The following is a 14,325-nucleotide window of genomic DNA, read 5'->3' on the forward strand; positions in this document are numbered from 1 at the left end:
TCGGAAGCGGACACTTACCACTCAGGCCTGCTCTCGAGCAACGGGCACCTCTACCGTCTTGGCCGCTGCCGCATTGGCTATCAGTCCGCTGCGGCAAGCCAGAAACCAGATGGCGCCCAGCGGTAACGACATCCCCATGATCACTGGGCCATAAGGGCTACCAAAGCCGGAGGCTCCAAACAGCTGGATCGACAGCAACTGAAAGTCGAAGGCTCCCGTGGTCCAGTTGAAGCGCAGCGTCGCGAAGCCGAGCAGGGTACTGAGTGCCCACAACCATTTGCGGCGTGCGATCGGGGTACGTAGACAGAGCACGAAGGCATAGAGGCTCAAAGCCGGAATAACAATACAAGCGAGCAACACGATCCAGTGGGCCGCCCCTTTGCCACTGAGCGTAAAAGCGTTTTGGCGTTCTAAAGATTGCGCCATTCGCTGCACATGCACGCCCTCCACGCGTATGGCGTCACCCTCTCCAGCCAGCACCACGTTGCCAAGCACCCATCCATCGGTAAACTCATACTCATAGGTGAGGTTATAGCGGCTGGCCCCGTTGATAATCATCGTATTGGTGCCGACCAGCTTTACTGCACGGGGCGCCCCGGCGGGAAAGTATCCGGTGAGTTCCTTCAGTTTGGCCTCGATGCTCGGGTCTTGCCGAAGCGCATCGTCGAGCTTGGCCTTGATGGGCTCCATATCACCCTGCCGCACCTGATCGAGCACGGATCGTGCGATTTCTGCTGCCGGGTGAGGCGTGAGCTTGTCGATCAATGCCTGCTGGCTGCAGGCCGCCAACAACAGGCACGTGCACACGATCATGATGCGAAAGAATGAGGCCATGACTTCCCCTGTGAAAGACCTGCATAAGTGGCTAATCAGTATCGGTCGTCCACCGACGGACCACCAGAGTCCCGGATTTCCCAGAGTATCAATTGGGGAACCTTTGCTTGGCAGCCGTGCCCTCTTTCGAAGAGCGCAAGCGTGCATTCGCTATCTGGTTCCATCCATAATTGATGGCCCAGTAGTTGCCTCCCCCGAGGCCTAACCCATTGGGTTCGCTACCGGTCGGAAGCGGACCTTCCTATTCTCGTGAGAGAAGGAACTTACTGATTCTTCGGCGCAACTCCAAGTCATCCATGTGCTTGGCTTCGTCGTCCGCAGCTATTGCATATTCGCGAGCCAATTCATCCTCACCCTTGGCTTTGTGGCGTTCTGCCAATGCAAACCGGATCGATACGCGAAAGTCCCGCATTTCCTCACCCGAGGAACCATCGAGAGCCCTCTGGTAAATCGGCACTGCAATGCTGTCGTCAATGGTGAAGTCCGCAAGAGTTTCCCAGAGGAAAGGGTGGTCATACCATGCAAGGCTTTGCGTCTCGCAATAGTCCCTTAGCGCGTTGTAAGCCGACCAATATTTTTCGCGCTGCTCTTCGTTCGCCAGTTGCACCGCAAACTCCATAACGCGGTCCCAAACGTCTGCTCTGATATCCATGTGCCCGATCCTTCGATCCAACTGTGGCCTTGCCGTCTGGGCCCGCTTTGGGTCGGAAGCGGACTTTAGCCAATGTGATTCACAACCACGCCCGCGACGAGCACAACACCCCATAGGGCCAGAAGCGTCTTGTAGAACGCACTCCTAAACCTGAGACCATCGTGCGTCAGCAGACGATCAATGAACAGTGTGGTTAAAGGATTGCCCAACGTGAGCCGGGGATATTCCGGGTCGGACAGTACCTTGTACTTCGCGCCGCGAGCAATGAACACGACAAAGAACGCCGATAAGCAAATAAAGGTCGTCACAATCCCACCGGAAAAAATGTCCAAGGCGATCATCATTCATTCCCCTAGTTCGACCGGACCCATCTTGTTTGTGTCGCCTCAATTTCCGCCGTTAGCAGGTGGGCTGGGCGGATGGGAGCCCAAATAGACATCGGCGGGATCTCGACGCGGTTCGTCGGGATAGCCGGTCGGCGATACGAATCCACGTTGAGTCCACATGAACATGCCAATGAGCAGACCACCAAGGACAGGAACCAGCCAAACAAGCAGCGCTTGTCCGATTTTCTGTCGGATGCTGAGGCCTTGATTGATGACGATCGCCAAGGTGACGGCGACATTCAATGCGCCGAGCACGAACAGTGCTTCCTTCAACACATCATGCCAATTCATCAATCCCCCTAAGAATGTCCGCTTTGGATCGGAAGCCGACTGATCACGTCACCCAGACTGGAAAGCGCACAAGTGCCTTCCATTGGCCATTGATACGGTGCAGATATACGTAAGCCCCCTGTCCACACAGGCTGCCACAGTGAAGAACAACATAGACAACGGCGACGTCTCTACTCGGCGCATATCCGGGCAGGCTAACGGACATCCAACCTGTGGCTCCAGGAAGCGATTCGTGCATCTTCTTCCAGCCCTCGCCGAGTGAAATTTTGCCGGCAACCTCATGCAAAGGCTCAGAGAAGGCCTGGATCTCTTTGTCCTCGCGCAACTGAACTCCTCGACACGAAAGCCCCCCTGGTAGAGAAACGGCAGACATATTTCTACGCTTCAAATCGTCGAACGCGCCCGACTCGTCGGCACCGCCTATGTCGGCGGCTGCACCTGGGGCGACAGCCTTGGATGAGAGAATCACGTAGCCGTTATTTGACTGACACTGCGACTGAAGAACGGCCCGGAGGACCGGCGCATCCTCTCTTTGAGCAACTGAGGATTCTTCGCTTGCCTGCGCTGACAGATATGGCAACACGCAGAACATCACGATCGCGATCAACCTTTTGAACATGTCCTCTCCCCTGATTTCTGACCCAAATCCCTTTTGCCCCCCCTCTAGAATGTCTGCTATGAGTCGGAAGCGGGCTTTGCCAAAATGCCTCTTTGTCAGCAACCACCGGCGATTCCATGTAGGAACTCACCAAAGGCCTCTGAGATTGTCACGGGCGCAATGTAATAGACCCACCCTAGAGCACCTCCAACGTAGTACCCCAAAATTCCGCTTCCAATCACCAGTGTTGCCCGCTTCTTTGAACGCGTGGCATAGAGTTCGAACATGCCTAGAACCAGCGTGCATAACACTGCGATTGCGAATGCAAGATCACGGGGATATCGGTGACCGCCGCATTGCGACATCCCCAGATAGAAGCTTTCAGCTCCCGCGATAAGCACAGCTCCAACGGCGGCAGATATCCAATCCGGTGCTCCATGCACCCCCTCTGCTGACCAGCCCGAAGTGTCGCCCCAATTAGTGTCCCCGGGCTGCCGGGCTTATGTCGGGCCCGGGCGAAGGCCGACCTAAGTGCTTCTTCGTTACTTGCGACCCTTAAGGCTTTGAGTGACCCGAATCGCCGTCGACCGCTCGCTTGCCAACCCAGAGTTGCCGCAGTTGTCTACGAAGTCCGCCGGGAGAGGCTCCTTCCCCGCAAACTCTGGTTCGGACGATTGCTCAATAAAAAGCAGATAGTCCTTTCCCTCAACCATCGGGAAGCGTGAAGTCGTGTTCGGGGAGACAAGCTTGACCGATCTAGGCGGCCGACCCTTATAAACGGCCAAAACCTTGACTTCATAGATGGTCCAGTCAAAGCCGGCCGGATCATCTGGGCTCGAAATATTCTTGGTGCGCGTCGGCCGACCGAGCACGACGAACTTTGAGCTTGCGTACTCGGCTGCGACGGTGAGATGACGAGGCACATCAACCGGGCCACTGAGATCAACGCATGCGCCATGGGACGCCAAAGGAATCGACAGCGATAGGTACGCCAGAAGAAACCAGCATCGGCGCGGCATTAACCTAATCGAGTCCACAGGCCCCTCACTGTCCGTGATTAGGTCAAATTGTGCCAAGGTCTGCTTCGGGGCGGAAGCAGACCTGAGCGAAACTAACGCTTGGGCTCCCACAGCTCGACCTTGTTTCCTTCGGGATCCAAAATCCAGGCAAAGCGGCCGTTGGGGTCTTTGTCGTCACGCTTAAGAACCGTGACCCCCTTTGATCGCAACCGCGCGAGCAACGCATCCATATCATCCACGGCGTAGTTGATCATCAATCCACTCGTCGATGGCGCGAAGTAATTTGTCGCCGCGGGAAACGCATTCCATGCCAGCACGGGAGGATGCTTTGGCGCGTCATAGTGGAGCGCCGCGCCTCCCCAGGCTTCCACCGGCATGCCAAGAACATCGCGATACCACGCCGCGAGAGCCTTGGGGTCCTTCGCCTTGAAAAATATTCCGCCGACACCGGTGATGTGTCCGGCTGGAGGCGCGGATGCGGCCGTCGCCAAGCCGGTTATTGAAAGCACGGTTAGACATAGAAGGAAAATCGATCGCCGCTTCATCAAAGCCCCCTGAGTTTGTGTGGCTTGCCCCATTCTGATTGCAGGTATGTCCGCTATGGGTCGGAAGCGGACCTTACGAGAATCACCCAACTGCCTACTGTGCCGACATGGCGCTCATGTGGAGAAGCCCCCACCCATGGCCGTCCAGGTCGACAAAACTGTGCGTGTACATGAAGCCAAAATCCTCCGGCTTGTCGTAGGTCGAGCCACCCGCTGCGATCGCTTTGGCGACGAGACTGTCTACCTCCTCGCGGCTCTCGCAACTGAGGGAGAGGAGAACCTCGACGGCCTTGCTCGTGTCGCAGATGGCCTTGGGCGTGAAGTCGCGAAACCTGGCATGCGTAAGCAACATTACGGAAATCGTGTCGCTGACGACGATGCACGCGCCAGCGTCGTCGGTGAACTGTGGATGGCGGGAGAAGCCAAGTGCCTCGAAGAAGGCGATTGACTTCGAGAGGTTGGCGACGGGGAGATTGATGAACACTCGTTTGCTCACGAATTTCTCCTTTGTGCTGTTGGTAGCGATGATGTGCGTTGGTGCTTAACTACCTAATAGATCGACGCGCGCTTCCGGCGAACAATCTGGCGCAAGGCGGCGTCGACTGCCTCCTCGGGAGGTCCGCTACGGATCGGAGGCGGACATCCACAAGCGTAAACCTTCACAACCGTATTCCGCGATGAGCGTGATATCCCCCCCCCTTGGCAAATCACCTACTGGAGCCAGCCACCTGCAGGTCCGCTCCAGCAGAAGAACCGCCGCCGTATTGCAGCGCTAGAGACCCTCGATCAACCCCAGGATCTTCTGATATTGCTCCAAGTGATCGGGCGCCTTGATCATGTGCACCAATACAGCCGCAATCGCCGCCTGCTTCACCATGGCCATACCGGTTTCCTGTGACACCTTCTGCAATTCGCGCAAAGCGCCGGCTACCGTGTTCATGATGTCCCGCGCCGCATGGGACCAGGAACCAGCGTTATCGAGTCCGTGCTTATTCGCCGACTCGATCGCCTGCTCGATGTGCGCCAAGGCGTCCGGTGAGGTTGTGGCCGCCAGCGTCTGCGGCAGAGCAGAAGCCTTGTTTTCGTCGGGCGGTGTAGCGTTATCCGCGCTGTCCATAGACAACAGTTGCATCACGGCTTGCGTAGTCGCGGCTTGCATCAGGACGTTACTTTGCTGCTGGCTACTAACGGCATTATGCGCGGCATTGACCAGGGCCTGTGCCGCGCCCTGATAGAGCTGGCTCAGGGAAATGGCCAGCGCACCGCCAGGGATCTGGGAGCTGGCTTGCGTTACGGCATCGCTGATTTGAGGGTTAACCGAGGACGGCATCGACATGAGAGCTCCTTCAGAGTAGTGGGTCACCTGATAGCGCTTTATTTAATCTGCGCAGTAAGTCAGGACATCTAATGCTTCGGTGTGCATGGCCAGTCAAAAAATGTTTTCAGCATGGTCAGCCCGCTTTCGATCAAGCTCTTCCATTGCCGGTGATGTCCTATTCGGATCGAAAGTGGACAGTTCGAGCTAGCCGAGCACGTACGCCAATCGCAAAGCTAGGTAGCCATCACGTACCGCAATGAAGCTGAGCCATCCATGCCAAGAAGCACGAAGGCAAACATGCCCTCGCTCTTGATTCACAACGTGGAATCATTTGTCGTCACCGCCCAGCAGGGAACCTACGATGCCCCCGAGCAAAGCACCACCGACAGTCGCTCGCCCACCACCGCCCTCGCTACTTGGCAGGTACTCGGCAATCTGGTGCGCCAGGCGCGAGATGGGCAATGTTTGCAGCCACACCGTGCCGGGGCCGGTCAGCGACGCCAGGAAGATGCCGTCGCCGCCGAAGATCGCATTCTTGATGCCGGGCACCGTGGTGATCTGAAAGTTGACCGAGGCCTGGAACGCACCGACGTGCCCGGGGTGAACCCGCAAAGTTTCGCCGGGCGCCAGATCCTTCCGGATAAGCTCACCGGAGAGTTCCAGCCAGGCCGTACCCGTGCCGCCAAGCTTCTGCAGCATGAAGCCACTGCCGCCGAAAATGCCGGCGCCCAGCGACTGTTGAAAACCCACGCTGATGGTGACTTGTGGCGTGGCGCAGAGAAAACCGTGCCGATGCACAAGGTATTCGTTACCCGGGCTTACCGTTACCGGCACGATATGCCCCGGTACTTTGGTGGCAAAGGCCACCTCTCCCGGCGCCCGCATGGCCCGGTACTCGGTCATGAACAAGCTTCCGCCGCCGACCACGCGCTTGAACGCACCAAACAGACCCCCACCGCCACCCATCTGGGTGTGAGTGGTCATCTGGATCGATGAAGTCATCCACGAAAGCTCTCCGCTTTCTGCGAAGACGCTGTCGTTGGGATCAAGCTGCACTTCCAGCACGGGCATCACCGTGCCCTGAATACGCGTCTGCATAGAGTGTTCTCGTGATGATGGATGGTTGTCTGGGAGTTTTCGAAATCAGTGTGCGCTTTAGGTCGAAAGCGGCGCTATCGCGCCATCATGCTCTTCGATGACGACAGCTTGCGCACGAATAGTGGCGGCGTGCGCCAACGGAGTAACAGCGGCCAAGAGGCACGCCATCGGCAACATCCATTTCATGTTCGCCCCCCCTGAAGAATGCTTCCCTGCACAACCCATTGGCTATCAGCGGCGTGCCTGCCACCGCAGGCGTTCCTCACGCAGCTGACTAACTATGACGGAGCCGCGCGCCTAGACGAATACCCGTCGTCGGTCTCCCGAAGTGATGCACTAGTTCGTAGGCCGCGTGGCGCCTAATCGTGCAGGGGTGAAAAGGTGACGGTCAATATGCTGATGTGGTCGTTCGTGAAATTCGGGGCGAGCGCCAGCAGGAATGACTGGGGCACCTATCGCAGCACTTGGGGCGAAAGAATTTGCGCCATGGACACCACCATGAGTGGGGGTAGGCGGACCTAAAGATCGATGCTTTAGGTCCGCTTCGGGTCGAGAGCGGACATTATCAGACCGCCAACGCGACAACCTTGCCGCCACGCCAATCAAGCAAAAGTATCAAGCAACCCAATAACTACCGGCTGCGCAACCTGCCCCACCGACTCCGCTTCATTCGCGAACGGATCCCCAGCCTGCCCCGCCTGCTCACGCCCACCACCCTGACCGCCCTGCTGCCCCACCTGTGCCTGCCCCAATGACAACCCATGCCCGGCCAGCATCAGATCAAGCTGCCCAAGGGTCTGCTGCACGGCGGTAACGGCCGAGGGATGCTGCGCGGTAAAGCTCACGTCGACGCGGCCGTGTTCGACGCTGACTTTCACGTCGAGCTGGCCGAGTTCTTCCGGGCGCAGGCGGATGCGTGCCTGTTTGATGTCCTGGCCGCCGAGCCACGCAACTTGCTGGCCGAGTTCCTGCGCGAAGGCGGGTGTGTTGGCGGGGGCATCCATTTTCAGGACGTGCGGTGCGGGTGTGCCGCCGGGGCCTGAGTGAATGTTCAACGGTGCGGCGAGCAAGTCGACGGCCGATGTCTCGGTGGATTTATGCGGCTCCGCGCTGGACTGGCCGATGTCGCTTGCGGCGAGTGCGGCTACGTCGACTATCGGAGTGGCTGCAGCTGCACCCGCTGGCGATGCATCTGCCGTATTGCCTGTCATGGCGCCGCCGGGATGAAGTTGCAGTGCGGTCTTGTTGCCGGTTAACGATAAACCTGAGGACTTGCTTGCCTGTGCGGTGGACGCGGGTGTCGCTGCGCCTTGCCCCAGCATGGCCAGTACCGCAGCGGCCAGCACATTGCCGTTGCGTGCGGCGGGATCGGTTGCGGCATCGTCGGCGGTCGTGTCTTGCAGCAAGGCGGCCGGCTCTTTGAGCGATGCGGAAACTTTGGGCAGTACGACGGTCAGCGGCGCGACGTCATCGGTGAGCGGCATGACGTTTGTTTGCTGGCGCAGCACCTGGTCGAGCTGGTTGGTGAAGGTTTGGCTGGGCTGGTTCGGCGTGGCCGATGGCGGCTCGGCGCCATGCGCGGCGCGCGCGGCACCGGCAGCGGGTGTCTTGGAGGCGGGCATGGGTAGGGAAACGGTCGTAGCCATGGGAGGTCCAGGTCAGGTGTCGCGGCGGCGTGCGGCGGGGCGGTGCTGCATGCGCTCGTCGATGTCGTTCTGTTCGCGGCGTTCCTCGGTTTTGCGCTCTTGCTCGCGGTACTGGCCGATCACGCTGTCCAGCGCACGTTCGCGCGCATGCGCGTTGCGCCAGGTATTGCCGGCCTGTTCGAGCAGGCGGCGCTGGCGTTCCACTTCAAACAGTTGCTGCGCGATGGCCTTGTCGATGCGCTCGAGGAATTGCTGGCGGTTGACCAGCGCGCTGACCGACATGCCGCCGGCCTGGTCGCCAATGGCGTACTCGGCACGATAACGGTGCAGCTCGCTGAGCTGATGTTCGGCCGCCTGTAATTTGCCCTGTTGGTCGGCGAGGCGCTGCGCCGCGTCCTCGCGCTTTTCGCGGGCGTGGTCGGCGGCGGGTGCGAGGCGGGTGGCGCGCGACTTCATGCGGCGGCCTCGTCGGCGATGACACCAAGCGCGTCGATGGCCTGCGCCAGCGCAGTCGGTTCGTCCACTTCTTGCTGCAGGAAAGCGCGCAGTTGCGGCCACATGGTGATGGCCTTGTCGACTTGCGGGTCCGAGCCTTTTTGATAGGCGCCGACCGCGATCAGGTCGCGCTGCTGACGGTAGGCGGAGTAGATCTGGCGGAACTGCTGCGCCGCGCGCAGATGCGCACGCTCGACCACCGCCGGCATCACGCGGCTGATCGAGGCTTCGATATCGATGGCCGGATAGTGTCCAGCTTCGGCAAGGTCGCGCGATAGCACGATGTGGCCGTCAAGAATCGCGCGTGCCGCGTCAGCGATAGGGTCGTGGCGATAGTCGTCGCCTTCGGCCAGCACGGTGTAGAAGGCGGTAATGGAGCCGCGCCCCTCGGCGTCGTTGCCGGCGCGCTCTACCAGGGCCGGCAGCATGGCGAACACGGAGGGCGGATAGCCCTTGGTTGCGGGCGGCTCGCCGATGGCCAGAGCGATCTCGCGTTGTGCCTGTGCGTAGCGGGTGATCGAATCCATCAACAGCAGCACACGCTGGCCGCGGTCGCGGAACCACTCGGCAATGGCGGTGGCGTATTGCGCGCCGCGCAGGCGCTTGAGCGGCGGCGCATCGGCGGGTGCGGCGACAATGACCGCGCGGGCGCGCCCTTCCTCGCCCAGCGTGTGTTCAACGAATTCCTTCACTTCGCGGCCGCGCTCGCCGATCAGGCCGACCACGACGACGTCGGCATCGGTGTAGCGCGTCATCATGCCGAGCAGGGTCGATTTACCGACGCCGGAGCCGGCGAACAGGCCGAGACGCTGGCCACGGCCGACAGTGAGCAAAGCGTTGATCGCGCGCACGCCGGTATCCAGCGGCGCGTCGATGGGTTTGCGCGCCATCGGGTTGATCGGCTCGCGCTTGAGCGACGCGTGCTCGTCGACTTCCAGCGGACCCAGGCCATCCAGCGGCACGCCATCGGCGCCGATCACACGACCAAGGAGTGCGGCGCCTACGGGAAGACCGCCGGCACGCGCACACGGGCGCACGCGTGCATTGGGCAGCACGCCATGCATTTCAGTTACCGGCATCAGCAACAGACGATCGTCGGCGAAGCCGACCACTTCGGTATCGAGCTGCGCGCCGTCGGCGGTGGAGACCAGGCAACGCGCGCCCAGCGGCGCCTCGCAGCCTTCGGCTTCCAGGGTCAGACCCACGACACGGCGCAGCCGCCCTTCCACCACCAGCGGCGACGATGCTTCCGCACGACGCGCGCGACGCGCCAGGCGCTGCTGCCAGCGTTGCTGCGTCGACGCGGGCGTGTGGGTGTTCATGCCATCTCGGTCTCGGGGTCGTTGTCGGCGTCGTTGCCGAAGACGGCATCAACCACGGCGGCCAGGCGGGTTTCGACGCGGGCGTCGAGGCGCGAGCTTTCGCTTTCGAGACGGCAATCACCGCGTTGCATCGAGGGATCGGGCAGCAATTGCCAATGCGGTTCGGCGGCCTCGTGTTCGCGCAGCAAGGTCAGGTCGTCCGGGTGCAGGTAGACGCGCAGCGCACGTGTTGCCGAGGGCAGAGCCAGCGCTGCCTGCCGCACGGTTTGTACGATCAGCTCCGGCGATACCTTCAATTCCTGCGCGATCACCTGCCGCGCAATAACCAGGGCAAGCCGTGCCAGCTCCTGTTCGGTGGCATCGTCCAGCGCATTCAGCGGACGCGCCGCCGCTTGCAGAATCGCTTCAAGCTGCGCCACGCGCTGCATATATTCGTCATGCGCCGCCGCGCGGCCTTCGGCAAGGCCGGCGGCATAACCCGCTTCGCGCGCCTCGCGCTCCAGGTCTTCGAGATCGCTGACCGTAGGGCGCGGGACTTCCGACGACGAAGGCTTCGGCTCGCCCATGTCGGGCAGCTCCCAGCGCTGGAAGCCCGGCAACTGCTCGCGGGTGAGGATGGCTGCCATCAGACGAAGTCGTCACCTGTAGCGGAAAGACTGATCTGCCCCGCATCGGCCAGCTTGCGTGCGATCTGCAGCACTTCCTTCTGCGCCGCATCCACTTCGCTGAGGCGCACCGGTCCGGACACTTCCAGATCGTCGCGCAGCATGTCGGAGGCACGCTTGGACATATTGGCGAAGATGCGCTCGCGCACGCTTTGCTCGGAGCCTTTCAGCGCCGTTACCAGGCGCGCCGACGGCACTTCGCGCAGCAGCATCTGCATGCTGCGGTCGTCCAGCTCGGCGAGATCCTCGAATACGAACATCAGTTCTTCGATGCGGCCGCTGAGGCCCGCGTCGTGCCCGCGGATGGCGGTGATCAGCTCGGCCTCGCGGGCGGACTCCATCGCATTGAGGATGTCCGCCGCCGCTTTCAGGCCACCCACGGTGGCAGACTTGAGTTTGTTGGTGTTGCCGGAGAACTGGCGCTCCATGATCTCGTCCAGCTCGTTCAGCGCATGCGGTTGCACGCCGTCGAGCGTGGCAATGCGCATCACCGCATCGCTGCGCACTCGCGGCGGCAGGTAGCCGATGACCTCGGCCGCCTGATCGGGCTCGAGGTGTGCCAGCACCAGCGCGATGATCTGCGGGTGCTCCTGCCCGATCATCTCGGCGATGGCGCGGCTCTCCATCCACTTCAGCGATTCCAGGCCCTTGCTGCTGCGGCCAAGCAGAATGCGGTCGATCAAACCGCCGGCCTTGCTCTCGCCAAGTGCGTTGACCAGGATCTTGCGGATGTATTCCTCAGTGCCCACGCCCAGCGAGGTGTGGCGGCCCATGTCTTCACTGAGACGGGCCAGTACCTGATCCACCTGGTCGCGCGACACGTTGGTGAGCCCGGCCATGGCCTGGCCCACTGCCTGTACGTCGCGTGCGTTGAGGTGCTTGAGCACTTCGGCGGCGTCTTGCTCGCCGAGCGTGAGCAACAGGATTGCGGCGCGCTGTGCGCCGGTGATTTCGATATTAGCCGCCATCTTCGCCCACCCAACTTCTCACTACCTGCGCGACCTGCTTGGGATTCTCGGTAACCATGCGCTTGGCCATCGCCACGCGCGTTTCGTACGCCATGCCGGGCGGCGGGCCGAGACGGCCCTGCCCATCGACGTCATCCTGTGGATCGTCGATGCGCACCGACACCGTCGGCATCGGCGACGGCAAGGTCTGCAGCGCAGTACCCGGCCCCTTGAACACACCACGCAACAGCGGGCGCAACAGACCGAAGGCGATGATAAGCGCGATCAGCACGCCGCCGCCTTGCTTGAGCAGATCCATCATGCCGGGGCGCTGCCAGAACGGCTGCTCCGGTAGGGCTTCGTCGCCCGGCGCTTTATGGAAGGGCTGATTGATCACGCTGACGCTATCGCCGCGCGTCTGGTTGAAGCCCACCGCATTCTTGGTCAGCTCGGTAAGGTGCTCCAGCTCCTGCGGCGTAAAGGCAACGCTCTTGCTGCCCTTGTCGTCGGTGATCAGTTTGTTGTCCACCGCCACCGCCACGGTGAGGCGCGCAAGGCGCCCCGCCGGATCGCTGACATGGCTGATAGTGCGGTCGAGTTCGTAATTGCGCGTGGAACTGTTGGAGCTTTCGCCACCCGCATTCGTGTTGGCATTGGTGGCCGTCGCACCCGCTGCGTTCGGCTTCGCCGCCGTGGGTTGTGCCACGGTGCTCGGCGGCTGATTGCTCAGGGCACCCGGTACCGCACCGCCATTGCCTTCGCGCCGCTGTTCACTACTGGTCTGTTCGCTGCGCAGCGCGGGGTTTTCGTGATTGTAGGTTTCGGTGGCCTTCTCGGTCTGGCTGAAATCCAGATCCGCGTAGACCTGCGCGCGCACCTTGCCGGGGCCGACTAGCGGCGTCAGCAATTCCTCGATGCGCTGCGCATAGGTGTTCTCCATCCGCGTGGCGAGGCGCAGGCGGCTGTCGCCCACCGCGCCCGCACTGTCGGGATCGGTCACCGTCAGCAACTGGCCTTGCTGATCCACCACCGACACCTGGCGTGTATCCAGCTCCGGCACGCTCGACGCCACCAAATGCACGATCGCCGCGACTTGCGAGGCATCGAGCTGACGCCCCGCATACAACGTAACCAGCACCGACGCACTGGCCTGGCGATTGTCGCGAATGAATGCCGACGGCTTCGGCAGCGCCAGATGCACCCGCGCCGCACGCACCGACTGCAAGCCGGCGATGGTGTTGCCAAGATCCGTCTCCAGCATCTGCTGATAACGCGTGCGCTCTGCCAGATCGCTCATGCCGAACGGTGAATCACCCGCCGACAACGACGTACTGCTACCCGCGCTGCCCTGCGGCAAACCCTGCGCCGCCAGCTTTAACCGCACACTGGGCAAATCCGCCGCCGGCACCGAAATCGTGGAGCCATCCGCGCCAAGCTGGTACGGCGTATTGGATGCCTGCAACGCCTGCGTGATCGCCGCCGCATCCTTCTGATCCAGCCCCGCATACAACAGACCGAAATTCGGCCCGCGCGACCACAACACCACCGCCACACCAAACGCCACAGCCGCCGCTACCGCGACAAGCAGCAACAGCTGCCGCGTCGCCGGGCTCTGCGCGAGGTTCTTCAGTGGGTCCAGACGCGAGCCGTTGCCGGTTTGCGCGATGGCGTTTTCTGCCATGAAAACTGCTCGATATCAGTAAGCGTGCGAAGACGCGGAGATGCCAGTCGTCGGACCGGCTGCTTTATCGGCCTGTGCTAGACGGGCATGTTCATGATGTCTTTGTAGGCATCCACCAATTTGTTGCGCACCTCCGTCATCGCACGCAACGACAAATCGGCCTTCTGTACCGCCACCATCGTGCGGCCGAGGTCCGCATTCGCATCGCCGCGCTCAAAACCCGCGGCAAGCTTCCCCGCCTCCATCTGGTTCTGCCCCACCGCGGCGATCGATTGACGCAGCAACGCGCCAAAGTCCCCGCCCTGCGTTGCCAAAGCCGCGTTAGTAAACGAAGTCTCCGGCATACGCACTTGCGTGGAGAGCTGGCGCATCTGAGATAACAAGCTGTTGACGTCGATCTGACTCATGACGGTTTTCCAACGCGTGATGATGAATATGGGGGTAGATGCACGAGGCGTGCCATGGGGGTGCGTGCGGTGTGATTGATGGATGCGCTATCGCGAGCTGGCCGCTTATGCAGCGGGCGACAATCGTTGGGTTATCGCGACCTGGCCGCTTATGCAGCGGGCATTTCGGACGCCTGCCGGCGCCCGAGTCACTTTCTCTTTGTTGGCCCAAAGAGAAAGTAACCAAAGAGAAATGGTCGGGAAGAGCGCGGCGTGCTTCGTAGCTACGCATCTTCCAGTGTCAGACGTTGGGATGGGTTTCGCCTTGCTCCCTCCCCTGCTCGCAGGGGAGGGTTGGGGAGGGGTGAGTACTTGAGAAAGCGTTTCGGGAGAGGTTTTCTCAAGGGCTTACCCCCTCCCGGCCTCCCCCTGCGAGCAGGGG

Annotated in this window: 16 protein-coding genes; all 16 read right to left on the reverse strand. The window is 61.2% G+C overall.

The genetic code is table 11. From position 1 onward, the window contains the following. Positions 1-21: 21 nt before the first annotated feature. The 16 genes from BM338_RS00660 to fliE all read right to left on the reverse strand — a co-directional run bounded on the left by BM338_RS00660 (position 22) and on the right by fliE (position 13,904). Entirely contained in the window at positions 22-834 is an 813-nt protein-coding gene (locus tag BM338_RS00660) for a hypothetical protein (RefSeq protein WP_090448862.1), read from the reverse strand. 241 nt (positions 835-1,075) lie between these two features. Continuing rightward, positions 1,076-1,486: a hypothetical protein gene (locus BM338_RS00665; protein WP_090448863.1), complete on the reverse strand. Its 411-nt coding sequence runs from the start codon at positions 1,484-1,486 to the stop codon at positions 1,076-1,078. A gap of 65 nt (positions 1,487-1,551) precedes the next feature. Beyond that, complete coding sequence (locus tag BM338_RS00670) at positions 1,552-1,830, reverse strand: hypothetical protein (protein WP_143109221.1); 279 nt, start codon at positions 1,828-1,830, stop codon at positions 1,552-1,554. A 42-nt stretch (positions 1,831-1,872) separates the two neighbouring features. Then, positions 1,873-2,163: a hypothetical protein gene (locus BM338_RS00675; protein ID WP_090448865.1), complete on the reverse strand. Its 291-nt coding sequence runs from the start codon at positions 2,161-2,163 to the stop codon at positions 1,873-1,875. Between the two features lie 43 nt (positions 2,164-2,206). Continuing rightward, the gene (locus tag BM338_RS00680; RefSeq protein WP_143109222.1) at positions 2,207-2,782 is read right to left on the reverse strand and encodes a hypothetical protein; all 576 of its coding nucleotides are present in this window, start codon (positions 2,780-2,782) and stop codon (positions 2,207-2,209) included. A gap of 1,090 nt (positions 2,783-3,872) precedes the next feature. After that, on the reverse strand, positions 3,873-4,325 hold the full coding sequence (locus tag BM338_RS00690; protein ID WP_090450035.1) for a VOC family protein: 453 nt from the start codon (positions 4,323-4,325) through the stop codon (positions 3,873-3,875). Positions 4,326-4,419: 94 nt separating this feature from the next. After that, complete coding sequence (locus BM338_RS00695; protein ID WP_090448868.1) at positions 4,420-4,821, reverse strand: VOC family protein; 402 nt, start codon at positions 4,819-4,821, stop codon at positions 4,420-4,422. A 276-nt stretch (positions 4,822-5,097) separates the two neighbouring features. Beyond that, positions 5,098-5,661: a RebB family R body protein gene (locus tag BM338_RS00700; RefSeq protein WP_090448869.1), complete on the reverse strand. Its 564-nt coding sequence runs from the start codon at positions 5,659-5,661 to the stop codon at positions 5,098-5,100. Positions 5,662-5,970: 309 nt separating this feature from the next. Continuing rightward, positions 5,971-6,741 carry a TIGR00266 family protein gene (locus BM338_RS00705; protein ID WP_090448870.1) on the reverse strand — a complete coding sequence of 257 codons (771 nt, stop codon included), beginning with the start codon at positions 6,739-6,741 and terminating at the stop codon, positions 5,971-5,973. A 602-nt stretch (positions 6,742-7,343) separates the two neighbouring features. Then, the gene (locus BM338_RS00710) at positions 7,344-8,387 is read right to left on the reverse strand and encodes a flagellar hook-length control protein FliK (RefSeq protein ID WP_090448871.1); all 1,044 of its coding nucleotides are present in this window, start codon (positions 8,385-8,387) and stop codon (positions 7,344-7,346) included. A gap of 12 nt (positions 8,388-8,399) precedes the next feature. After that, positions 8,400-8,843, reverse strand: a complete 444-nt coding sequence (gene fliJ, locus BM338_RS00715; protein WP_090448872.1) for a flagellar export protein FliJ — start codon at positions 8,841-8,843, stop codon at positions 8,400-8,402. Continuing rightward, positions 8,840-10,204 (reverse strand): flagellar protein export ATPase FliI, encoded by a 1,365-nt coding sequence (gene fliI, locus BM338_RS00720; RefSeq protein ID WP_090448873.1) that lies wholly within the window; start codon positions 10,202-10,204, stop codon positions 8,840-8,842. The genes fliJ and fliI overlap by 4 nt, the downstream gene beginning before the upstream one ends. Then, positions 10,201-10,830, reverse strand: coding sequence for a FliH/SctL family protein (locus BM338_RS00725; protein WP_090448874.1), 630 nt, complete (start codon positions 10,828-10,830; stop codon positions 10,201-10,203). Before BM338_RS00725 ends, fliI begins: the two co-directional genes overlap by 4 nt. Beyond that, complete coding sequence (fliG, locus tag BM338_RS00730) at positions 10,830-11,819, reverse strand: flagellar motor switch protein FliG (protein ID WP_218156305.1); 990 nt, start codon at positions 11,817-11,819, stop codon at positions 10,830-10,832. The genes BM338_RS00725 and fliG overlap by 1 nt, the downstream gene beginning before the upstream one ends. A gap of 7 nt (positions 11,820-11,826) precedes the next feature. Beyond that, on the reverse strand, positions 11,827-13,497 hold the full coding sequence (gene fliF, locus BM338_RS00735; RefSeq protein ID WP_090448876.1) for a flagellar basal-body MS-ring/collar protein FliF: 1,671 nt from the start codon (positions 13,495-13,497) through the stop codon (positions 11,827-11,829). A gap of 77 nt (positions 13,498-13,574) precedes the next feature. Next, complete coding sequence (fliE, locus tag BM338_RS00740) at positions 13,575-13,904, reverse strand: flagellar hook-basal body complex protein FliE (RefSeq protein WP_090448877.1); 330 nt, start codon at positions 13,902-13,904, stop codon at positions 13,575-13,577. Positions 13,905-14,325: the final 421 nt, after the last annotated feature.

It is taken from the genome of Dyella sp. OK004, assembly GCF_900114495.1.
In the GTDB taxonomy this organism is placed as follows: Bacteria; Pseudomonadota; Gammaproteobacteria; order Xanthomonadales; family Rhodanobacteraceae; genus Dyella_D.